At 61.2% G+C, this 22,338-nt stretch carries 20 protein-coding genes; 6 read left to right on the top strand and 14 right to left on the bottom strand.

Features of this window, described 5'->3' with window-relative positions; genetic code table 11:
- Position 1 precedes the first annotated feature (1 nt).
- The 9 genes from M2497_RS00420 to M2497_RS00460 form a co-directional block, all read right to left on the bottom strand.
- Positions 2-301, bottom strand: a complete 300-nt coding sequence (locus M2497_RS00420; protein WP_058424285.1) for an XRE family transcriptional regulator — start codon at positions 299-301, stop codon at positions 2-4.
- Between the two features lie 4 nt (positions 302-305).
- A complete protein-coding gene (locus M2497_RS00425) occupies positions 306-629 on the bottom strand; it encodes a type II toxin-antitoxin system RelE/ParE family toxin (protein ID WP_248488281.1) in 324 nt (107 codons plus the stop codon).
- 192 nt (positions 630-821) lie between these two features.
- A complete protein-coding gene (locus M2497_RS00430) occupies positions 822-1,730 on the bottom strand; it encodes a response regulator (RefSeq protein ID WP_248485387.1) in 909 nt (302 codons plus the stop codon).
- Positions 1,731-1,898: 168 nt separating this feature from the next.
- Positions 1,899-2,660 carry a phosphate signaling complex protein PhoU gene (gene phoU, locus M2497_RS00435; RefSeq protein WP_058424288.1) on the bottom strand — a complete coding sequence of 254 codons (762 nt, stop codon included), beginning with the start codon at positions 2,658-2,660 and terminating at the stop codon, positions 1,899-1,901.
- 70 nt (positions 2,661-2,730) lie between these two features.
- Positions 2,731-3,564 carry a phosphate ABC transporter ATP-binding protein PstB gene (gene pstB, locus M2497_RS00440; protein ID WP_025856391.1) on the bottom strand — a complete coding sequence of 278 codons (834 nt, stop codon included), beginning with the start codon at positions 3,562-3,564 and terminating at the stop codon, positions 2,731-2,733.
- 133 nt (positions 3,565-3,697) lie between these two features.
- On the bottom strand, positions 3,698-5,368 hold the full coding sequence (pstA, locus tag M2497_RS00445) for a phosphate ABC transporter permease PstA (protein ID WP_248485388.1): 1,671 nt from the start codon (positions 5,366-5,368) through the stop codon (positions 3,698-3,700).
- Positions 5,369-5,383: 15 nt separating this feature from the next.
- Complete coding sequence (locus M2497_RS00450) at positions 5,384-7,417, bottom strand: ABC transporter permease subunit (protein WP_248488282.1); 2,034 nt, start codon at positions 7,415-7,417, stop codon at positions 5,384-5,386.
- Positions 7,418-7,801: 384 nt separating this feature from the next.
- A complete protein-coding gene (locus M2497_RS00455) occupies positions 7,802-8,788 on the bottom strand; it encodes a phosphate ABC transporter substrate-binding protein PstS (RefSeq protein WP_016978637.1) in 987 nt (328 codons plus the stop codon).
- A gap of 219 nt (positions 8,789-9,007) precedes the next feature.
- Positions 9,008-10,297, bottom strand: coding sequence for an MFS transporter (locus tag M2497_RS00460; RefSeq protein WP_248485389.1), 1,290 nt, complete (start codon positions 10,295-10,297; stop codon positions 9,008-9,010).
- A 458-nt stretch (positions 10,298-10,755) separates the two neighbouring features.
- Between M2497_RS00460 and M2497_RS00465 the strand changes: the two genes are divergently transcribed.
- Positions 10,756-11,160, top strand: coding sequence for an acyl-CoA thioesterase (locus tag M2497_RS00465; RefSeq protein ID WP_003176975.1), 405 nt, complete (start codon positions 10,756-10,758; stop codon positions 11,158-11,160).
- A gap of 58 nt (positions 11,161-11,218) precedes the next feature.
- A complete protein-coding gene (locus M2497_RS00470) occupies positions 11,219-12,118 on the top strand; it encodes a D-hexose-6-phosphate mutarotase (protein WP_248485390.1) in 900 nt (299 codons plus the stop codon).
- A 122-nt stretch (positions 12,119-12,240) separates the two neighbouring features.
- On the opposite strand, the gene M2497_RS00475 is transcribed toward M2497_RS00470, so the two are convergent.
- From M2497_RS00475 to purE, 4 genes are all read right to left on the bottom strand, one after another.
- Positions 12,241-12,777 (bottom strand): DUF3299 domain-containing protein, encoded by a 537-nt coding sequence (locus M2497_RS00475; protein WP_248485391.1) that lies wholly within the window; start codon positions 12,775-12,777, stop codon positions 12,241-12,243.
- A 78-nt stretch (positions 12,778-12,855) separates the two neighbouring features.
- A complete protein-coding gene (locus M2497_RS00480) occupies positions 12,856-13,101 on the bottom strand; it encodes a GlsB/YeaQ/YmgE family stress response membrane protein (protein WP_058424295.1) in 246 nt (81 codons plus the stop codon).
- Between the two features lie 105 nt (positions 13,102-13,206).
- Positions 13,207-14,292, bottom strand: coding sequence for a 5-(carboxyamino)imidazole ribonucleotide synthase (locus M2497_RS00485; protein ID WP_248485393.1), 1,086 nt, complete (start codon positions 14,290-14,292; stop codon positions 13,207-13,209).
- 11 nt (positions 14,293-14,303) lie between these two features.
- On the bottom strand, positions 14,304-14,795 hold the full coding sequence (purE, locus tag M2497_RS00490) for a 5-(carboxyamino)imidazole ribonucleotide mutase (RefSeq protein WP_003176980.1): 492 nt from the start codon (positions 14,793-14,795) through the stop codon (positions 14,304-14,306).
- A 361-nt stretch (positions 14,796-15,156) separates the two neighbouring features.
- Here purE and M2497_RS00495 point away from each other — a divergent pair, with 361 nt between their 5' ends.
- Entirely contained in the window at positions 15,157-16,899 is a 1,743-nt protein-coding gene (locus M2497_RS00495; protein WP_248485395.1) for a hypothetical protein, read from the top strand.
- Between the two features lie 7 nt (positions 16,900-16,906).
- Here the strand turns inward: M2497_RS00495 and M2497_RS00500 are convergent, their stop codons facing one another.
- Positions 16,907-17,818 (bottom strand): LysR substrate-binding domain-containing protein, encoded by a 912-nt coding sequence (locus M2497_RS00500; protein ID WP_248485397.1) that lies wholly within the window; start codon positions 17,816-17,818, stop codon positions 16,907-16,909.
- A 182-nt stretch (positions 17,819-18,000) separates the two neighbouring features.
- On the opposite strand from M2497_RS00500, the gene aspA reads away from it, so the two are divergent.
- The 3 genes from aspA (at position 18,001) to M2497_RS00515 (ending at position 22,313) form a co-directional block, all read left to right on the top strand.
- Positions 18,001-19,425 carry an aspartate ammonia-lyase gene (aspA, locus tag M2497_RS00505; RefSeq protein ID WP_025854459.1) on the top strand — a complete coding sequence of 475 codons (1,425 nt, stop codon included), beginning with the start codon at positions 18,001-18,003 and terminating at the stop codon, positions 19,423-19,425.
- 381 nt (positions 19,426-19,806) lie between these two features.
- Positions 19,807-21,258, top strand: a complete 1,452-nt coding sequence (locus tag M2497_RS00510) for an alanine/glycine:cation symporter family protein (RefSeq protein ID WP_248485398.1) — start codon at positions 19,807-19,809, stop codon at positions 21,256-21,258.
- A 77-nt stretch (positions 21,259-21,335) separates the two neighbouring features.
- Entirely contained in the window at positions 21,336-22,313 is a 978-nt protein-coding gene (locus tag M2497_RS00515) for an asparaginase (protein ID WP_248485400.1), read from the top strand.
- Positions 22,314-22,338 lie beyond the last annotated feature (25 nt).

Below are 22,338 nucleotides of genomic sequence, written 5' to 3' on the forward strand. Positions count from 1 at the left end.
TTCAGGCAGGCAGCCCGTTGAAACAAATATCCACGTTCATTTGGGCAGCCGCCGACAAATTGACCAAGGCATCCAGGGAGAGTTTGTCGATCTTGCCCGTGAGAACGTCGTTAAGTCGGGGCTGACTGATCCCCAGTCTTTGCGCCGCATCTTTTTGAGAAAGCTCCCAGCTGCGAATGGTTTGGCACAGCTCCAAAAGCAATTTTGAACGCAGCCGCATATTGGCAGCTTGCTGGGGTGTCTCTTCCAGAGCGTCCCAAACAGAGCTGAAACGCTCGCCGTAAACTTTTTGATTTGCCATGGGCTCACCCTAACTCCTGCAATCTGGCGCGAGCCAGCTCGATATCACGCCCTTCGGTTTTCTGTGAGGTCTTGCGCAGCGCGTGCAACACATAGATGGCCTCTGGCCGGTTGACCACATAGAACACCCGAAAAGCACCCGATTCTTCAGTGATCCGGATCTCACTGACGCCCCTCCCAATGGTCTTCATCGGCTTGCAGTCAAAGGGTTGCTCACCCTGCTGCAAGAGATCCAACTGAAAACCCACTGCCCTCCGAGCATCGAGCGGAAACGCTTTGAGATCCTTGAGCGAGCTTCCTAGAAACACCACATCCTTGTGCCTTGGCATTGGCTTCTCTTCTCCTTTCATGGAAAGAAAAAGCGTAATCGACGATTCGGCCAAGGGACGTGGAGGTTTGTTTCAAGGCATAGCAAAGGCTCGATAACACCGGAGCGTTATCGAGAGACTATATCGAAACAGATATAAATCAAGACAGGCACCGGGAATCAGACAGTCGGTCGATTCCCGGCAATCAGGGAGTCACGCACCCGGCACAAAATGCTTCTGTGCTGTACCGCGCGCAATCAGGCGGGAGATGTAGTCGAGCTTCTGCGCATCCTGGTCGATAAACCGGAAGGTCAGTTGCAGCCAATCGCTGTCCGGCTTCGGTTCAAAGGCGACGATGGCGTGCAGGTAGCCATTGAGGCGGGCCACTTCGGCGTTGTCGCCTTGTTCCAGGTCGAGCACGGCGCTTTCCAGTACCTGGGGCAGGACTTCGCCGCGACGCACCACCAGCAGCGCTTCCTTGATGCTCAGCGCCTTGATCACGCATTGCTGGGTGCCGCTGGACAGGCGCAATTGGCCCTGGCCACGACCACCCGCCGGCGCAGCCGCTACCGGGGCCTGCACCGGTGGGCTGTTGAGCAAGCCTTTGTTAGGCGCAGGCGCAGCAGCAACAGGAGCCGCACGTGCCACTTCGGGTTTGCCGCCGGTCAGGGCGCTCAAGGAATCGTTGCCGAACGCCGAGTTCATCTTGGTCGGCGCGCTGGCGACCAGGGCGTCGAGGCGGCCGATCTTGTGCAGGGCCTGCTTGACCTTGTTCAGCAACTGTTCGTTGGTGAACGGTTTGCTGACGTAGCCTGAAACCCCGGCCTGGATAGCCTGGACTACGTTTTCCTTGTCGCCACGGCTGGTGACCATCACGAACGGCATGGCTTTGAGGTGAGGCTGCTCGCGGCACCAGGTCAACAGCTCAAGGCCGGACATCTCCGGCATTTCCCAGTCGCACAGCACCAGGTCGAAGGTCTCGCGCATCAGGATGGCCTGGGCCTTTTTGCCGTTCACCGCGTCTTCAAGCTTGATCCCGGGGAAGTAATTGCGCAGGCACTTCTTCACCAGGTCGCGGATAAACGAGGCGTCATCCACCACCAATACACTGACTTTACTCATCGACCCTTCATCCTATAAAAACTTCGGCACGCAAGACGCCTGACTGATGGCATTTTGCCAAAAACTCTGCAGTCACGTTGGGACTTTCTTGTGTCCCCTCGCTGAAAAATTCGCGCCCGCAAACAAAAACGCCCGACCAAAGGCCGGGCGTTAATTTCTCGGGCAACCTTACTTATCGTCAGGTACGCCCGGAACATTAGGGATTTGATCGACAGAACCTTCAACTTCGGCCTTCATGCGCTTGAGGCCCATGTGCCGTACGTCAGTGCCGCGCACCAGGTAGATCACCAGTTCGGAGATATTGCGCGCATGGTCGCCAATCCGCTCCAGGGAGCGCAGCACCCAGATAATGCTCAAGACCCGCGAGATAGAGCGCGGGTCTTCCATCATGTAGGTGGCCAGCTCACGCAGCGCGGTCTTGTACTCACGGTCGATGACCTTGTCGTACTGGGCCACCGACAGGGCCAGTTCGGCGTCGAAGCGGGCAAAGGCGTCGAGCGCATCGCGCACCATGTTGCGCACCTGGTCACCGATGTGGCGCACTTCCACGTAACCGCGTGGCGCTTCGCCTTCTTCGCACAGCTGGATAGCGCGGCGGGCGATCTTGGTGGCTTCGTCGCCGATGCGTTCCAGGTCGATCACCGACTTGGAGATGCTGATGATCAACCGCAGGTCGGACGCCGCCGGCTGGCGACGGGCGAGAATGCGCAGGCATTCTTCGTCGATATTGCGTTCCATCTGGTTGATCTGGTCATCGATCTCACGCACTTGCTGGGCCAGGCCCGAGTCGGCCTCGATCAGCGCGGTGACCGCATCGTTGACTTGCTTCTCCACCAGCCCGCCCATCGCCAGGAGGTGGCTGCGCACTTCCTCGAGCTCGGCGTTGAACTGCGCGGAGATGTGGTGGGTAAGGCCTTCTTTGCTAATCATGTTGGCGTCCTTGGAGCGTCCGGTAAGGTGCGGAGAACCGCAGCGTCAGTGCAATCAGAACCACAGCTTCCTAGCCGTAGCGACCGGTGATGTAGTCTTCGGTCTGCTTCTTCGCCGGATTGGTGAACAGGGTATCGGTGTCGCCGAATTCCACCAGTTTGCCCATGTACATGAACGCGGTGTAGTCGGAAACCCGCGCCGCCTGTTGCATGTTGTGGGTCACGATAACGATGGTGAACTTGGACTTGAGCTCGTAGATCAGTTCTTCGACTTTCAGCGTCGAGATCGGGTCGAGTGCCGAGCAGGGTTCGTCGAGCAGCAACACTTCCGGCTCCACGGCGATGGTGCGCGCGATCACCAGGCGCTGTTGCTGGCCGCCGGACAGGCCGAGGGCCGAGTCGTGCAGGCGGTCCTTCACTTCGTCCCACAACGCCGCGCCTTTCAAGGCCCACTCAACCGCTTCGTCGAGGATGCGCTTCTTGTTGATGCCTTGGATGCGCAAGCCGTAGACCACGTTTTCGTAGATGGTCTTGGGGAACGGGTTGGGCTTCTGGAACACCATGCCCACGCGGCGACGCAACTCGGCCACATCCTCACCCTTACGGTAGATGTTGGTGCCGTAGAGGTTGATGGCACCGTCCACGCGGCAACCGTCCACCAGGTCGTTCATGCGGTTGAAGGTACGCAGCAGCGTGGACTTGCCGCAGCCCGACGGGCCGATGAAGGCGGTCACGCGCTGCTTGGGGATGTTCATGCTGACGTCGAACAGCGCCTGTTTTTCACCGTAGTACAGGCTCAGGCCCGGTACTTCGATGGCCACGGTTTCCTGGGCCAGGCTCAGGCTCTGCTTGTCGCGACCCAGGGCAGACATGTTGATGCCGTGGGTGTGGGTGTCTTGTTGCATGGGATGCTCCCTGTGCTGTTGTGTGGGAGGGGGCTTGCCCCCGATGGCAGTGTGTCAGTCAGCACATCTGTTTCTGATCCGCCGCTATCGGGGGCAAGCCCCCTCCCACATTTATTCTGCGTTCACTTATAAATCAGCTATCCAGCGCCTTGTACTTTTCGCGCAGGTGGTTACGGATCCACACCGCCGACAAGTTGAGCGTGGCGATCACCAGCACCAGCAGCAGCGCGGTGGCGTACACCAGCGGCCGCGCGGCTTCGACGTTGGGGCTCTGGAAGCCGACGTCATAGATATGGAAGCCCAGGTGCATGATCTTCTGGTCCAGGTGCAGGTACGGGTAGTTGCCGTCCAGCGGCAGCGACGGCGCCAGTTTCACCACGCCCACCAGCATCAGCGGCGCCACTTCACCGGCGGCGCGGGCCACAGCGAGGATCATGCCGGTCATCATTGCCGGGCTGGCCATCGGCAGCACGATCTTCCACAGCGTTTCCGCCTTGGTCGCACCCAGCGCCAGGGAGCCCTCCCGCACGGTGCGGGGAATCCGCGCCAGGCCTTCTTCGGTGGCCACGATCACCACCGGCACCGCCAGCAGCGCCAGGGTCAGCGAGGCCCACAACAGGCCCGGCGTACCAAAGGTCGGTGCCGGCAGGGCTTCGGCGAAGAACAGCCGGTCAACCGAGCCCCCCAATACATACACGAAGAAGCCCAGGCCGAACACGCCGTAGACGATGGCCGGTACACCGGCCAGGTTGTTCACGGCGATACGGATGATGCGCGTCAGGGCGTTCTGCTTGGCGTATTCACGCAGGTACACCGCCGCCAGCACGCCGAACGGAGTGACGATCATCGCCATGATCAGGGTCATCATCACGGTGCCGAAGATGGCCGGGAAGATCCCGCCTTCGGTGTTGGCTTCCCGTGGGTCATCGCTGAGGAATTCCCAGACCTTGCTGAAGTAGAAGCCGATCTTGGTGATGGTGCCCATGGCGTTTGGCTGGTAGGCGTGCACCACTTTGCCGATGCCGATTTCCACTTCCTTGCCGTTCGCATCGCGTGCCGTCAGGGCGTCGCGGTTGAACTGGGCGTGCAGGTCGGCCAGGCGGGCTTCGATGTCCTGATAACGGGCATTCAGCTCGGCGCGGTCGGCGTCCATATCGGCCTGGGCGGCGGCGTCGAGCTTGCCTTCCAGTTCCAGTTTGCGGCCATGCAGGCGGATACGTTCGAGGCCGGCGTTGATCGCGCCGATGTCGGACTTCTCCAGAGTCTTGAGCTGGGCAGCCAGCTTGTTGACGCGGTCCACACGAGCCTGCAGCTCCGGCCAGGCAGCCTCGCCTTCGGCAATGACCTTGCCATCCTGCTTGACGTTGACCAGGGTGCCGTAGAAGTTGCCCCACTCACGCCGCTCGATGGTCATGAGATTCGCTGGCGTGGTCTGGTCCTTGAGCCACTCGCCGACGATCCAGGTGAAGTCGTTGCCGTTCAGGTCACGGTTGCCGACCTTGATCAGCTCGCGGGTCATGAACTCCGGGCCTTGGTCCGGCACCGGCAGGCCGGCGCTTTTCAGGCGCTCGCGGGGCACTTCTTCCTTCTGCACCACTTCGCCGATGACGATATGGTTTGCCTGGCCCGGCACGCTGTAGTTGGCCTGGATCAGGTCGGCCGGCCAGAAGTGGCCCAGGCCACGCACGGCAATCACCGCCAGCAACCCAATAGTCATGATGACCGCGATGGACACCGCGCCACCGCTGATCCAGACACCGGGGGCGCCGCTCTTGAACCATCCATTCAGGGAGTTCTGTTTCACAGACTTCTACCTTTCTTAAAGCGAAGAGTATTTCTTGCGCAGACGCTGACGGATCAGCTCGGCGAGGGTGTTCATGATGAAAGTGAACAGCAGCAGTACCAGCGCCGAGAGGAACAGTACGCGGTAGTGACTGCCACCCACTTCCGACTCGGGCATTTCCACCGCGACGTTGGCCGCCAGTGTGCGCAGGCCTTCGAACAGGTTCATCTCCATCACCGGGGTGTTACCGGTGGCCATCAACACGATCATGGTCTCACCGACAGCACGGCCCATGCCGATCATCAGCGCCGAGAAGATGCCCGGGCTGGCGGTGAGGATGACCACGCGGGTCATGGTCTGCCACGGCGTGGCGCCCAGGGCCAGGGAACCCAGGGTCAGGCCGCGTGGCACGCTGAACACGGCGTCTTCGGCGATGGAGTAGATGTTCGGGATCACCGCGAAACCCATGGCCAGGCCGACCACCAGGGCATTGCGCTGGTCGTAGGTGATACCCAGGTCGTGGGAGATCCACATGCGCATGTCGCCGCCGAAGAACCAGGTTTCCAGGTACGGGCTCATGTACAACGAGAGCCAGCCCACGAACAGGATCACCGGGATCAAAATCGCGCTTTCCCAGCCATCCGGTACACGCAGGCGCAGGGATTCAGGCAAGCGGCTGAAGATGAAGCCGGCCACCAGGATGCCGATCGGCAACAGCATCAACAGGCTGAAAATCCCCGGTAGATGCCCTTCCACATACGGCGCCAGGAACAGGCCGGCGAAGAAGCCGAGGATCACCGTCGGCATCGCTTCCATCAGTTCGATTACCGGCTTGACCTTGCGGCGCAGGCTCGGGGCCATGAAATAGGCGGTATAGATTGCGGCGGCAACGGCCAGTGGCGCGGCCAGCAGCATGGCGTAGAACGCGGCCTTCAAGGTGCCGAAGGTCAGCGGGGCCAGGCTCATCTTGGGTTCGAAGTCGGTGTTGGCGGCGGTCGACTGCCAGACGTATTTAGGCTCGTCGTAGTTTTCGTACCAGACCTTGCTCCACAGCGCGCTCCAGGACACTTCCGGGTGCGGGTTGTCGAGCATCAGTGGTTGCAGCTTGCCGCCCGCCTCCACGATCACGCGGTTGGCTCGTGGTGACAGGCCGAACACGCCCTGGCCGTCGACCACCGGGTCCACCAGCAAAGTGCGGTGAGCGGTGCTGTGGAATACGCCGAACTTGCCGGACGCGTCGAGGGCGGTGAAGCCTTTGCGGCGCTCTTCGGCGGTGATTTCAATGATCGGCGTGGCGCCCATCTGGAAGGTACGGATCTGCTTGAAGCGCTGCTCGCCATCCGGGTCGCGGGCCATGAACCACTGGGCCAGGCCGCCCTTGGAGTTACCGATGATCAGCGAGATACCGCCCACCAGCTGGGTGCTCGCGGTGACTTCAGCATTGCCATCTTCCAGCAGTTTGTAGCGTCCATTGAGGCTCTTGTCGCGCAGGCTGAACACATCGGCCAAAGCACGGCCGTTGATCACGTACAGCCATTGCTGACGCGGGTCGATGAAGATCGCCTTCACCGGCTCGGTCATTTGCGGCAGCTCGATACGCTTCTGCTCGCTGGTGACTTCGCCGGTCATCATGTTTTCTTCGCGGCTCAGGGACAGCACGTTCAAGTGCGAACCGGCGGAGCCTGCCACCACCAGGGAGGAGTCCGTGGCGTTGAGGGCCACGTGTTCCAGCGGGCGGCCGGCGTCATCCAGCACGATCGGCGTTTCACCGTAGGGGTATTCGATCGCGGGGGTGATGGTTTTCTTGCCGTCCGGGTAGGACACCTTATAGGTGTGGCGGAACACCAGGGACTGGCCGTTGGACAGACCGAGGATCACCAGCGGGCTGCCGGGTTGGTCTTCGCCGATAGAAGCAACACTGGTGCCGGCGGGCAGGGGCAGGTCGACACGCTTGAGTTCGGCACCGGTCTCGACATTAAAGAACAGCGCCTGGCCCTTGTCGGAAACCCGCATGGCGACTTGGTTCTGTTCTTCGAGGGAGATCATCAGCGGCTTGCCGGCGTCCTGGATCCAGGCCGGGGTCAGGGCGTCTTCCTTGGTCAACGAGGCGCCCTGGAACAGTGGCGCGACCACATAAGCCAGGAAGAAGAAAATCAGGGTGATGGCGCCGAGGACGGCGAGGCCGCCGACCAGCACGTACCAACGGGTCAGGCGATCCTTGAGCGCGCGAATGCGGCGCTTGCGTTGCAACTCAGGCGTATTGAAGTCAATGCGCTTGGGGGGAGAAGTCGTCGTCATGGTGGAATTGGCCAGATCATTCATGCGCACACCCTAGCGATCCTGTATGACAGAAAGATGACAGTGCAGTGACGCAACAAATCCGCCGCGAAGCAAGGCTGGCAGCGGACTAGAAAATTCGGATGCGGGGCCGGTACGCCGGCCCCGCAGAGGCAATCAGTTGCCTTCTTTCAGACCCAGGTCAGCCAGGGCCTTGGCGGCGACTTTGGCTGGCAGTGGGATGTAGCCGTCTTTCACGACAACTTCCTGGCCCTGTTTGGACAGAACCAGCTTCACGAACTCGGCTTCCAGCGGGGCCAGAGGCTTGTTCGGAGCTTTGTTGACGTACACGTAGAGGAAGCGCGACAGCGGGTATTTGCCGTTCAGGGCGTTTTCTTCGCTGTCTTCGATGAAGTCAGTGCTGCCTTTCTTGGCCAGGGCCACGGTCTTCACGCTGGCGGTCTTGTAGCCGATGCCCGAGTAACCGATGCCGTTCAGCGAGGAGCTGATCGACTGCACGACCGACGCCGAGCCGGGTTGTTCGTTCACGTTTGGCTTGTAGTCACCTTTGCACAGGGCTTCTTCCTTGAAGTAGCCGTAGGTGCCGGACACCGAGTTGCGACCGAACAGTTGCACCGGCTTGTTGGCCAGATCGCCGGTCACACCCAGGTCGCCCCAGGTTTTCACGTCGGCTTTGCCACCGCACAGGCGAGTCGAGGAGAAAATCGCGTCGACTTGTTCCATGGTCAGGTGCTGGATCGGGTTGTCCTTGTGCACGAACACCGCCAGGGCATCCACGGCAACCGGAATCGCGGTTGGCTTGTAGCCGTACTTCTGCTCGAAGGCCGCCAGTTCGGTGTCCTTCATCTTGCGGCTCATCGGGCCCAGGTTGGAGGTGCCTTCAGTCAGCGCAGGTGGCGCGGTGGCCGAGCCGGCAGCTTGAATCTGGATGTTGACGTTCGGGTATTCCTTTTTGTAACCCTCGGCCCACAGGGTCATCAGGTTAGCCAGGGTATCGGAACCAACGCTGGACAAGTTGCCCGACACACCAGTGGTCTTGACGTACGCCGGGATTGCCGGATCAACACCAGCGGCCACCGCGTTGGCGGTCGCAACGCCAGCAGCGACAAAAGTCATTGCCGCCATCAAACGTTTCAGTTTCATGCCTTGCTCCTAGCAGATTGGGATAATTGGATCGGGGCCAAGTATCGGGAGGCCGTGTGAACACTCTATGTCTGGAATGTGACAATTAGATGAAAGGCCACTATTCAACGACAACACAAAAAAGCGCGCAGGCACGGGGCCTGGGAGGGAGAGGTGAAGGCTTGGAAATACGTTGAAACGTGATCGTTCCCAGGGCTGGGAACGATCATCACCCATGGCTTAGCGCGAACGCTTCCACAGATACCTACCCACCACCATCCCCATCAAGCACAGGGCGGCAACGTAGTAGGCCGGGCCCATCGGGCTCTCCTTCATCAGCAGCGACACCGCCAGCGGCGTCAGCCCGCCGAATACGGCGTAGGCCACGTTGTAAGAGAACGACAGACCGCTGAAACGCACCACGGGCGGGAAAGCCTTGACCATCACGTAGGGCACCACGCCGATGGTGCCCACAAAGAGGCCGGTCAGTGCGTACAGCGGGAACAGCCAGTCTGGGTGGGCCATGAGGCTGTGATACAGCGTCCAGGATGTGGCCAGCAACAGTGCGCAACCAGCGACCAGCACACGGCCCGCGCCGAAGCGGTCGGCCAGGGCGCCCGAAGCGATGCAGCCGAGGCTGAGGGTGACGATGGCCAGACTGTTGGCCTGCAGCGCAACGGTCGGGCTGAAGTGGTAGACGGTTTGCAGCACAGTCGGGGTCATCAGGATCACCACCACGACACCAGCGGACAGCAACCAGGTCAGCAACATCGACAAGACGATGGCGCCACGGTGGTCGCGCAGCACCGCGCGCAATGGCAGCTCAGCGGCCAGGGTCTTGCGTTGCTGCATCTCGGCGAAGATCGGCGTTTCATGCAACCAGCGGCGCAGGTACACCGACAGCAGGCCGAATACACCGCCGAGCAGGAACGGGATACGCCAGGCGAAATCCGAGACCTGCTCAGGGCTATAGATAGTATTGATGGCGGTGGCCACCAGCGACCCCAGCAGGATCCCGGCGGTAAGGCCGCTGGTCAGGGTGCCGCAGGCATAGCCGATATGCCGTGGCGGTACGTGTTCGGAGACGAACACCCACGCGCCTGGCACTTCACCGCCGATCGCCGCGCCCTGGATGATGCGCATCAGCAGCAACAGTACCGGTGCCCACAGGCCGATCTGCGCGTAGGTCGGCAGCAGGCCCATGATCAGGGTCGGCACGGCCATCATGAAGATGCTCAGGGTGAACATTTTCTTGCGGCCCAGCAGGTCGCCGAAGTGCGCCATGATGATGCCGCCCAAGGGGCGCGCGAGGTAACCGGCGGCAAAGATGCCGAAGGTCTGCATCATGCGCAGCCATTCGGGCATGTCGACCGGGAAGAAGAGTTTTCCGACCACGGTGGCGAAAAACACGAAAATGATGAAATCATAAAACTCCAACGCCCCGCCCAAGGCAGACAGCGACAGGGTTTTGTAGTCGTTGCGGGTCAGCGGGCGCGACGGTTGCGCACTGCTTGCGGGCACGGAGGACATGGCAAGGCTTCTCTTATAGTAGTCGGGACGGCAAGCCCGGGACTTGCGGCAGGCTTGGCAAGATAGCAAATCGCTCGAAAAAGCACAGCGTTGAGCGAATAACAGTTCAACAGCGCGAAATATTCCGCATTTTTACGCTTTATCTGCGCACAGAAGCACAGTTGCCGGAAAAAGCCGCGATACAGCCGTTATTTGCCGACCAAATGAGCGCCCAGAGGTCGTCGTGGCGCCGGGGTCTCGATATACTCGGCCCGTGCAAGCGCAAGACCCCCAGTCTTGAGGGGCTGCTGTGCCAAAACGTCGTTGGGCACCCACCAGCCGATTTGGCAGAGTTTCCCTTTAGTACGCCTTACGAGAAACGCATCACGCGGTGTATGTTGGTGCTGAAACGTTTTTTTCGAAGACGGCTATCCACTTGAAATACCCATGAAGCGTTACGGGTCAGAGGCACCCTTGGCATGATCGAACTCGAACAAGAAGATCCTATCCCGCAAGGCGATCTCGCCCTGCAAATCACCGCCCTGCCGCGTGAAACCAACGGTTTCGGCGATATCTTCGGCGGTTGGCTGGTCGCGCAGATGGACCTGGCCGGCACCGCGATGGCCAGCAAGGTTGCAGGCGGGCGTGTCGCCACGGTGGCCATTGATCGCATGGCGTTCCTGGTGCCGGTGGCCGTCGGCGCGCAGTTGTCCTTCTATACCCAGGCTCTGGAAATCGGCCGCAGCTCGATCCAGATGATGGTCGAAGTGTGGAGCGACGACCCGCTGTCCAGCGAATGGCGCAAGGTGACCGAGGCGGTATTTGTATTCGTCGCCATCGACGGCAGCGGCCGCACGCGCTCGGTTCCATCGCGCGCACGTTAAACCTCGCCGGGTTTTGACGGTCAACTGCCCCACTGCCTGCTATTGAGAGTGCTTTGTTATGCCGACGCCCCACGTTGAAACCGTGAAAATCGACGAGCTGGACTGCTGGCGCATCCGCCACAACGGCGCGGAACTGATGGTGGCCCAACAGGGCGCGCATATATTCAGTTACCAGCGCGACGGCGAGCAGCCGCTGATCTGGCCGAACCCTGAAGCGGTGTTCAAGCAGGGCAAGGGCATTCGCACCGGCGTACCGGTGTGCTGGCCGTGGTTTGGCGTGTTCGACCGCAACCCGCAGAGCGTCAAGGCGATGCGCCAGAGCGACCAGCCGGCCGGCGCCCACGGTTTTGTGCGTACGGCACTCTGGGAATTGGCTGCGACGGAACTCGAAGGCCATGCGCTACGGGTGGATTTGCTACTGCCGGTGCCGACGGGCGGTTTTCCGGGCTGGCCGCACCAGGTCGACCTGAAACTGAGCCTGCTGCTGGACGATCAGTTGCATATCCGCCTGACCAGTCATAACCGTGGCGCTGACACCGTAACCCTCAGCCAGGCGCTGCACACCTACTTTGCGGTGAGCGATGTGCGCAATGTAGAGGTCGATGGGCTGGACGGCGTGACGTATATCGATACCGCGGACGGCTGGGCCGAGAAGGTGCAATCCGGCCAGCTGCGCTTCACTGCCGAGACCGATCGCATCTACCTCGATACGCCGTCCCAGTTGAACATCGTCGACACAGACTGGCAGCGCCGCATCCAGCTCACTGCCGAGGGCTCAAAGTCGACGGTGATCTGGAACCCCTGGACCGAACGTGCCAAGGCGTTTGATGACATGGCCGATGATGGCTGGCCGGGCATGCTGTGCATCGAGACGGCGAATGTGCTGGACGATGTGGTGAGCCTGGCGCCCGGCGAAAGCCACACCTTGGGTGTGAGGATCAGCGCTGTCGCCCTGTAAGAACGCCAATCAAAATGTGGGAGGGGGCTTGCCCCCGATAGCAGTGGATCAGTCAGCACAACGGCTACTGGTAGACCGCTATCGGGGGCAAGCCCCCTCCCACATTGGTTATATGTTGCCCTTTAAAGATCGGATTCCTTGACCACCCGCACTTTCCCCGCATCCAGCGCATAGGCCGCATCGGCAAGATCGTTATTGACCTTCTCCACCTTCAACGTGCCCGTGACCCACAGCGGCGTGTAGATATCATCCAGCTTCAGCCCCTTGGGATAGCGCACCAACACCAGTTGGTTCGGCGGCGGAGGCGGAACGTGGATGCACGCGCCTGGGTACGGCACCAGGAAAAACAACGTGCTGCGGCCTTTGGTATCAGTTTCCAACGGCACCGGATAGCCGCCGATGCGGATGTCCTTGCCATTCATGGCCGCCACGGTCTTGGTTGAGTACATCACCGCCGGCAAGCCCTTGCTCTGCTTCAGGCCACCCTTGTCGGTGAATGTGCCTTGGGCTTCGGGAGAGTTGTGGTCGATCTCGGGCATGGCTTCGAGGGCTTTTTGATCCGACAGCGGCATCAGGTCGAGCCAGTCGGTTTCCGGCAGTTCGCCAGCGTGCGCCAGGCCAGGGCCCAGCAGGAGGAGTGTTAACAAAAGACGGCGCATGGAGAGGCTCGACAAGTACAGGTGGCGAGCATTCTAGCTCCCTGCGCCTGCGCAGCGCAGAGAGCTTCGTCGCTTAGATCATTTCTTTTTCAGCAGGCCGTAGATCACCAGCAGCACGATGGCGCCGATCAGCGCGCCGAGGAAGCCGGCGCCCTGGCCTGCCTGGTAGATGCCCAGGGCCTGGCCACCGTAAGTGGCGACCAACGAACCTGCGATGCCCAGCAGGATGGTCATGATCCAGCCCATGCTGTCGTCGCCTGGTTTCAGGAAACGCGCGAGCAGGCCGACGATCAAGCCGATAAAGATGGTTCCGATGATACCCATGGCATTTCCCTCTGAATGTAGGTGAGCTATGCCAAAGCCTAGTCAGGCTTTGGCATCCTGCAATCAGAGAGACGACGGTCACCAATGGTTCCCGTCGGACTTGCCTTATTGCTCGGCGATCAGCGCTTCAACCTTGAGGATCTGCGCTTGCAGCGTCGCGCGGTCCTTGCAGCGCAGGTTGGCGTGACCGACCTTGCGCCCGGCCTTGAAGGCCTTGCCATAGTGATGCAGGTGGCAGTCGTCGATGGCGATGACTTTTTCCACGGGTGGCACCACACCGATGAAGTTGAGCATGGCGCTCTCACCGACCTTGGCCGTGGAGCCCAACGGCAAGCCCGCCACCGCCCGCAGGTGGTTTTCGAACTGGCTGCACTCGGCGCCTTCGGTGGTCCAGTGCCCGGAGTTGTGTACGCGTGGGGCGATTTCGTTGGCCTTGAGGCCACCGTCGACTTCAAAGAACTCGAACGCCATCACGCCGACGTAATCCAGCTGCTTGAGCACACGGCTGGAATAGTCTTCGGCCAGGGCCTGCAACGGGTGATCGGTACTGGCCACGGACAGCTTGAGGATGCCGCTGTCGTGGGTGTTGTGCACCAACGGGTAGAAGCGGGTTTCGCCATCACGGGCACGCACGGCGATCAGCGAGACTTCACCGGTGAACGGTACGAAACCTTCCAGCAGGCAGGCGACGCTGCCCAGCTCGGCAAAGGTGCCGACCACATCGGCAGCGGTGCGCAGGACTTTCTGGCCCTTGCCGTCATAACCCAGGGTACGGGTTTTCAGCACAGCCGGCAGGCCAATGCTGGCGACGGCGGCATCCAGGTCCGCCTGGGACTGGATATCGGCGAAGGCCGGGGTCGGAATGCCCAGGTCCTTGAACATGCTCTTCTCGAACCAGCGGTCGCGGGCGATGCGCAGGGCTTCGGCGCTCGGGTACACCGGGACGAACTGCGACAGGAACGCGACGGTTTCGGCCGGGACGCTTTCGAATTCGAAGGTCACCAGGTCGACTTCGTCGGCCAGTTGGCGCAGGTGGTCCGGGTCGCTGTAGTCAGCGCGCAAGTGCTCACCCAAGGCCGCCGCGCAGGCGTCCGGCGCCGGGTCCAGGAAAGCGAAGTCCATCCCCAGCGGGGTTCCCGCCAAGGCCAGCATGCGGCCCAGTTGGCCGCCACCGATTACACCGATTTTCATCGTCAACCACCTCAGGCGATGCGTGGGTCTGGATTGTCCAGCACGCTGTCTGTCTGTTCAGCACGGAATTTTTTCAGCACCGCGTGGAACTGCGGGTGCTTGGCGCCCAGGATGCTGGCGGACAGCAGGGCGGCGTTGATCGCGCCGGCCTTGCCAATCGCCAGGGTCGCCACCGGGATGCCGGCCGGCATTTGCACGATGGACAACAGCGAATCCACGCCCGAGAGCATCGCCGACTGCACCGGCACACCGAGCACCGGCAGGTGGGTCTTGGCCGCACACATGCCCGGCAGGTGCGCTGCACCACCGGCACCGGCGATGATCACCTCGATGCCACGGGATTCTGCTTCATCGGCATACTGGAACAGCAAATCCGGAGTGCGGTGGGCGGAGACCACTTTCACTTCGTAGGGAATGCCGAGTTTTTCCAGCATATCGGCGGTGTGGCTAAGGGTGGACCAATCGGACTTGGAGCCCATGATCACGCCAACCAATGCACTCATCGTCGTGCCTCTTCTCTCTGGGCGCCCGCAGGCGCGTCAAAAAACAACAAGCCACGCGGGAAATCCGGCGTGGCTTGGTGTACGAATTAAGGCCGGTTGGACCGGCCGAAGGCCGCGCAGTATACCGTAATAATCCAGATAAACAGCCCCTGGGATGACCATCTGTCTTAAGCGCCAAAGCGGCAGATTTACTGACTTGCAGGTCAACCCGGCGGACTTTCAAGAACATGGAAACTTCACCCCGCCAACATCGAATGCCACTACCGCATTTGCCTATGACACCGACAGGCAATGGCAGGACCCAGCCTTATCGTGGGCAGCGACACACCCCACTGACTTCCCCAAGGACAAGGACTGCCCCATGCCTGCATCGGTCGAGTATTACCGCACCCTACCCGCGCCCCACGACATCCTCAACCTGACACCGCCCGAAACGGCCACATTGCTGAGGTCGCTGAACAAAAACGTCACTTACACCCTTGGTCATATGCCAACCCGTCCAGTCAGTGCGCTTAAGCTGCTGACCCAGGTACTCACGCACTCCCTGCCCACGCCCGAACTGGACTGCATCTTCTTCGCCTGCCCGCCATCGGACGCTACCCCGCAACAAACCTTGTACGAGCTCTACCACAACCTCGTTCTGTTCAACGCGCTGCCCTCGACCTACGACGCCAGTACGGCAGTGTTCTACACCCCCGGAGCAGACGCCTTGCAAGCCCTGCCGTCCGACTGCCAGACGCGATTAAAGATAGCCCTGCAGAACCTCCAGGGTATCGAGTTCTACCTGAGTGACCTCGCCGACTTCTGGCAAGCCCAGCACCCCTACGCCGACATGACCAACCAGGCGTACGTGGCCCGAGCCTTCGCGGCCCAACTTCAGTGTGCGGCATCGCTCAGGCTGGCAGATGGTTCGCTGGACCATGAAAGTGTCGCGTTGATCACGCTTCTGGCGTCGCCTGGGCATATTTCCGGTTGCCATCTCTACCGCATCGCGTTTCAGGATGAAGAACAACAGGCGCACATCCCTCTGTACGGCGCCTTCCTGATGACCCGCACTCCTGCCAGCGCAGTACCCGGTCAAAACCCCTGTGTCCTTTACGTGCCCGGGCTCAAGTTGCAGGCGTTCTACTCGCCGGCCCTGCTCAGGGCCCACCTGATTGCCGAGTTGAGCGAGACCAGCCTCCACCGTCTGCTGCCGTGTATCGACCGCAATCAACTCCAGCGCTTGGAAGAGCTGGCCAGGCACGGGCTGCGGGACGATCACGTCAGCCTGTCACCGATGGTGTTCAGCCCGCACTTCTATGAGGACGTGACCCTGGCGCTGATCAACCAGCAACGCCGAGACATCCGGCACGCGTGGGTATGGGCGCAGCCTCGGCATTTCCAGGAGGCCAATTGGATCAACCGTCACATCGAGGCCGCCTCGGACCTCAGGTCATTGATGACCCTTGAAAGCACCTTCAAAGACCACACGACACCCGCCATCGCGGCGTTTGAACGAAAACTGCCGCCCCGCCCAGCGCCCATTCCTGAACCTGCCGCGCCGAAGCCGATCAACCTGAACGTCTACATCCATCGTGATTTGCACGGCGATAGCCGGCTGTCGTCCCTGCGCGAAGATTATTTTTCCTGGCTGCAAACCGAGCTGGAAGACCTGTCCGGCCGGACAGTCATGATCACCTTCCATCAGGAAACCGGGCCAGTTGCTTTAATCGATTTCAATTACAAAGGGGACGAACAAAAGAGAAGCTCTGCCTGGAAAAAAACGGTGCTCCAGTACCTGCAAAACCTTTCGACCACCCATTCACCGCTTGACCTGTACCTACTGCTGACAGGTGACAACATCAACAGTAGAGTCGCCGGCATTGCTAATGTGCGTGGAAGCTTCGGCATTGCCGCGACAACGTCATACCGCATCGCAGCCCATGAAGTCGGGCATATGCTCGGCGCGCTGCATAAAGACGGCGACAATATTTTCAATGGCTGGTGGCACGAAACCCTGATGAAGAATCGTGACTTTTTCTCGTTCCTGAGGGGCAACGCCTACCGGTTCAGCGACAAGAACCGGGACAATATCCGCACCTACCTGAGCCAGTTCGATTGACGGACGGCTATACGGCGGGGCTCGCCGCCCCGCCTTCGAGCTTGCGCCACAGCAACCGCACGTTCGCCTTGCGTACCAAGGCACAGCGGTACAGGCGGATTTCCAGCGGCACATGCCATTGCGGCCCGCCGCACACCACCAGCTCACCCCGCGCCAGCTCGGCGCGCACGCTCAACTGCGGCACCCAGGCGATGCCCAGGCCTTCCAGGGCCATGCTCTTGAGGCTGTCGGCCATGGCGGTTTCGTACACGGTGGTAAAGCGCAGCGCTCGCTGGCGCAGCAGCAAATTCACCGAGCGACCGAGAAACGCGCCGGCGCTGTAGGCCAGCAATGGCACGCTGCCCTCGCCTTCCAGGTCGAACAGCGGTTTGCCGTCGGCGTCGGCGGCACACACCGGGAGCATTTCGGTGTTGCCCAGGTGCAACGACGGGAAGATTTCCGAATCCATCTGCATCGCGGCGTCGGGGTCGTAGAACGCCAGCATCAAGTCACAACCGCCTTCGCGTAGCGCATGCACGGCGTCGCCAACGTTGGTAGCCACCAGCCGGGTGGCGATGTTCAGGCCTTCGTTGCGCAGTTGCGCGATCCAGCGCGGAAAGAAGCCCAAGGCCAGGGAATGCGCCGCCGCCACTTGCATGACCTCGCCCTGCCCGCCTTCCAGGTGATGCAAATGGCGCAGCACTTCACCGAGCTGCTCGACCACGGTGCGCGCGGTGACCAGGAACAACTGGCCCGCCGCCGTCAGCTCCACCGGCGTGCGCGAGCGGTTGACCAGGGTCAGGCCCAACGCGGCCTCCAAGCTGCGGATGCGTCGGCTGAACGCCGGCTGGGTGACGAAGCGCCGCTCCGCTGCCTGGGAAAAACTGCGGGTCGCCGCCAAGGCGCTGAAGTCTTCCAGCCATTTGCTCTCAAGGTTCATTACTGCCTCCCGTGGGTACGCACCATTTTGGCACACACGCCCGCCATGATAACCGGGTCACACTCACATTATGCCGTTTGTGCATAGGCCAGTGCTTAACAGCATTGGCCCAAAAAGTTCTACAAGCCTAGCATTCGCAGCGTTCCGGCCAGTTCCGGGTCCATATCGAGATGATTTCCGTCATGTCCTCCGCTGCATCTTTCCGTACCGAAAAAGACCTGCTTGGCGTACTCGAAGTACCGGCTCAAGCGTATTACGGCATCCAGACCCTGCGAGCGGTGAACAACTTCCGCCTCTCGGGCGTTCCGATTTCGCATTACCCGAAATTGGTGGTCGGTCTGGCAATGGTCAAGCAAGCGGCGGCTGACGCCAACCGCGAGTTGGGCCAGCTCAGCGAAGCCAAGCACGCTGCCATCAGCGAAGCCTGTGCCCGTCTGATCCGCGGCGATTTCCACGAAGAGTTCGTGGTGGACATGATTCAAGGCGGCGCTGGCACTTCAACCAACATGAATGCCAACGAAGTCATCGCCAACATCGCGTTGGAGGCCATGGGCCACAACAAGGGCGAGTACCAATACCTGCACCCGAACAACGACGTGAACATGGCGCAGTCGACCAACGACGCCTACCCGACCGCGATCCGCCTGGGTCTGCTGCTGGGCCATGACGCGCTGCTGGCCAGCCTCGACAGCCTGATCCAGGCGTTCGCCGCCAAAGGCGTCGAATTCAGCCATGTGCTGAAAATGGGCCGCACCCAATTGCAAGACGCCGTGCCGATGACCCTCGGCCAGGAATTCCGCGCCTTCGCCACCACCCTGGGGGAAGACCTGGCGCGCCTGAAAACCCTGGCGCCTGAGTTGCTGACCGAAGTGAACCTGGGCGGCACCGCCATCGGTACCGGCATCAACGCCGACCCGCGCTACCAGGCCCTGGCCGTACAGCGCCTGGCGGTGATCAGCGGCCAGCCGGTCGTGCCGGCTGCCGACCTGATCGAAGCCACCTCCGACATGGGCGCCTTCGTGCTGTTCTCCGGCATGCTCAAGCGCACCGCGGTGAAGCTGTCGAAGATCTGCAACGACCTGCGCCTGCTGTCCAGCGGCCCACGCACCGGCATCAACGAGATCAACCTGCCGGCACGCCAGCCAGGCAGCTCGATCATGCCCGGCAAGGTCAACCCGGTCATCCCGGAAGCCGTGAACCAAGTGGCGTTCCAGGTCATCGGTAACGACCTGGCCCTGACCATGGCGGCCGAAGGCGGCCAGTTGCAACTGAACGTGATGGAGCCGCTGATCGCGTTCAAGATCTTCGACTCGATCCGCCTGCTGCAACGCGCCATGGACATGCTGCGCGAGCACTGCATCGTCGGCATCACCGCCAACGAAGCCCGCTGCCGCGAACTGGTGGAGCACTCCATCGGCCTGGTCACTGCGCTGAACCCGTACATCGGCTATGAAAACGCCACCCGCATCGCCCGTATCGCCCTCGAAAGCGGGCGTGGCGTGCTGGAGTTGGTGCGCGAAGAAGGCTTGCTCGACGACGCCATGCTCGACGACATCCTGCGCCCCGAAAACATGATTGCCCCACGCTTGGTCCCGCTGAAGGCCTAAGCGTTTGTTGCACCGCTCACCAGGTTGAGGGACTAGACACCTCTCACCTTTTGAGGGCCTGAAGGCTCGTTCTTCAGGCCCTTTTTTTTGCCCCGAGGTTGTGAAATGAAGCCTATAAAAACGCCAATATCGCTCTGTAAGTCCACCACCCAGCTGAAACCTTTAATCGCCCCGAGCAGACGGATCACGTTCGCCTAGGTATAGTGCCGCCCCTCTTCGCGTCAGAGATCGTCGGTAACGAGGTCCTGGACAGCGCGAAACCGCATGAATAACAACACCCGCAAAAGGATTGGGGTCGAAGCGTCGTGCACTGCCTGGTGCTGAGCGATAGCGTCGAACCGTCCTGCGTTTGCCATTAGAAAAATCAGCGAGGAACACTCCATGCTCGAAGTCATCAACGACTTCCTCTCAGGGAAAGTACTGATCGTGCTCATTGTCGGGCTCGGCGGTTATTTCACGATTCGCTCGCGTTTCGTACAACTGCGTCACTTCTTCCACATGTTTTCGGTATTTCGCGACAGCCTGAAAAACAGCTCCGATCAGCTCAGCTCCTTCCAGGCGCTGATGCTCAGCCTGGCCGGCCGCGTGGGTGCCGGCAACATTGCCGGTGTCGGTATTGCCGTGACACTGGGTGGCCCGGGCGCCGTGTTCTGGATGTGGGTCACCGCGCTGGTGGGCATGTCGTCGAGCTTCATCGAGTGCTCCCTCGGCCAGTTGTACAAGCGCACTGACGCCGAGGGCACCTTCCGTGGCGGCCCGGCCTATTACATCCAGCACGGTTTGCACAAGCGCTGGCTGGGCATGGTCATGGCGTTCCTGTTGCTGGTGACCTTCGGTTTCGCTTTCAACGGCCTGCAAGCCCACGCCGTGACCCACTCGCTGAACAACGCCTTCGGCCTGGACACCACCTACACCGGCCTGGCCCTGGCGGTACTGCTGGGCCTGGTGTTCATCGGCGGGATCAAGCGCATCGCCTCGATTGCCGACCTGCTGGTGCCGGTCAAGACCCTGGTCTACATCGCCGTAACCCTCTATGTGATCGTGCTGCAATTCGACCATGTGCCGGCCATGCTCGCGACCATCGTCAAGAGCGCCTTCGGCCTCGACCAGGCCTTCGGTGGCCTGGTGGGCAGCGCGATCATCATGGGTGTGAAGCGCGGCGTGTTCGCCAACGAAGCCGGCCTGGGCAGTGCGCCTAACGTGGCAGCAGTAGCCTCGGTTGAGCACCCGATCGCCCAGGGCGTGGTCCAGGCGTTCAGCGTGTTCCTCGATACCTTCGTGATCTGCACCTGTACCGCACTGCTGATCCTGCTTTCCGGTTTCTACACCCCGGGCTTTGAAGGCGACGGCATTGCCCTGACCCAGAACTCCCTGGCGGCGGTGGTCGGCGACTGGGGCCGCATGTTCATCTCGGTGGCCCTGGCGTTGTTCGTGTTCACCTCGATCATGTACAACTACTACCTGGGCGAGAGCAACCTGCGCTTCCTGGTGGGCAACAACCGCAAGGTGCTGATGGGCTACCGCGCACTGGTGCTGGTGCTGATCTTCTGGGGTTCCATCGAGAACCTGAGCACCGTGTTCGCCTTTGCCGACATCACCATGACCCTGCTGGCGTTCGTCAACCTGTTCGCCCTGGCGTTCCTGTTCAAGATCGCCATGCGTATCCTCAACGACTACGACAACCAGCGCGCAGCGGGCATCAAGACCCCAGTGTTCGACTCCAGCCAGTTCCCTGACCTGGACCTGGACCGCAAGGCCTGGCCGGCCAACCCGGTCAAGCCTGAGCCAGGTGCTCAAGCAAGCGCTGAACTGAACGCCCAAGCGCAACGCTGAGCGTAGATAGATGACACGCCGCCCGGCCTTGGGCATGCTCTGGGCCCGGCGGCGTTTTTCGTTCAGGAGAAAATTCGATGTCCCCAGCTAACAACGTGATGGTGCTTTATACCGGTGGCACCATCGGCATGCAGGCCAGTGCCAACGGCCTGGCGCCTGCGTCCGGTTTTGAAGCACGCATGCGCGAACAGCTTGCCGACGTGCAAGTGCCCGCCTGGTGCTTTCGGGAAATGTCGCCGCTGATCGACAGCGCCAATATGACCCCCGCCTACTGGCAACGCCTGCACGCCGCCGTGGTCGAAGCCGTGGACAACGGCTGCGACGCCGTACTGATCCTGCACGGCACTGACACGCTGGCCTACAGCGCCGCCGCCATGAGCTTCCAACTGCTCGGCCTGCCGGCGCCGGTGGTGTTCACCGGCTCCATGCTGCCCGCCGGCGTGCCCGACAGCGATGCCTGGGAGAACGTCAGCGGTGCCTTGGCGGCACTGGGCGAAGGCCTGGCGCCAGGTGTGCAGTTGTTCTTCCACGGCGCACTGATGGCGCCGACCCGCTGCGCGAAAATCCGCAGCTTCGGTCGCCATCCGTTTGCAGCCCTGCAGCGCAATGGCGGCGTCGCCCAGGCCGAAATGATTCCGGCCGCCCTGCATTACCGCCAGCCCAAAGCCGTGGCCAACGTAGGCGTGCTGCCGCTGGTGCCGGGTATCGCCGCTGGGCAACTGGATGCACTGATCGACAGCGGTATCCAGGCGCTGGTGCTGGAATGCTTCGGCAGCGGCACCGGGCCGAGCGACAACCCGGCGTTCCTGGCCAGCCTCCAACGAGCACAGGATCAAGGCGTGGTGGTGGTGGCGATCACCCAATGCCATGAAGGCGGCGTGGAACTGGATGTGTATGAAGCGGGCAGCCGCTTGCGCGGCGTCGGCGTGTTGTCCGGTGGCGGCATGACCCGCGAAGCGGTGTTCGGCAAGCTCAATGCACTGCTCGGTGCCGGGCTCGACACCGCTGAGGTTCGCCGCCTGGTGGAACTCGACCTGTGTGGCGAGCTGAGCTGATCGGCCTGTAACTTGCTTCCCTTCC

This window comes from Pseudomonas sp. CYM-20-01 (assembly GCF_023169845.1).
GTDB lineage: Bacteria > Pseudomonadota > Gammaproteobacteria > Pseudomonadales > Pseudomonadaceae > Aquipseudomonas > Aquipseudomonas azotoformans.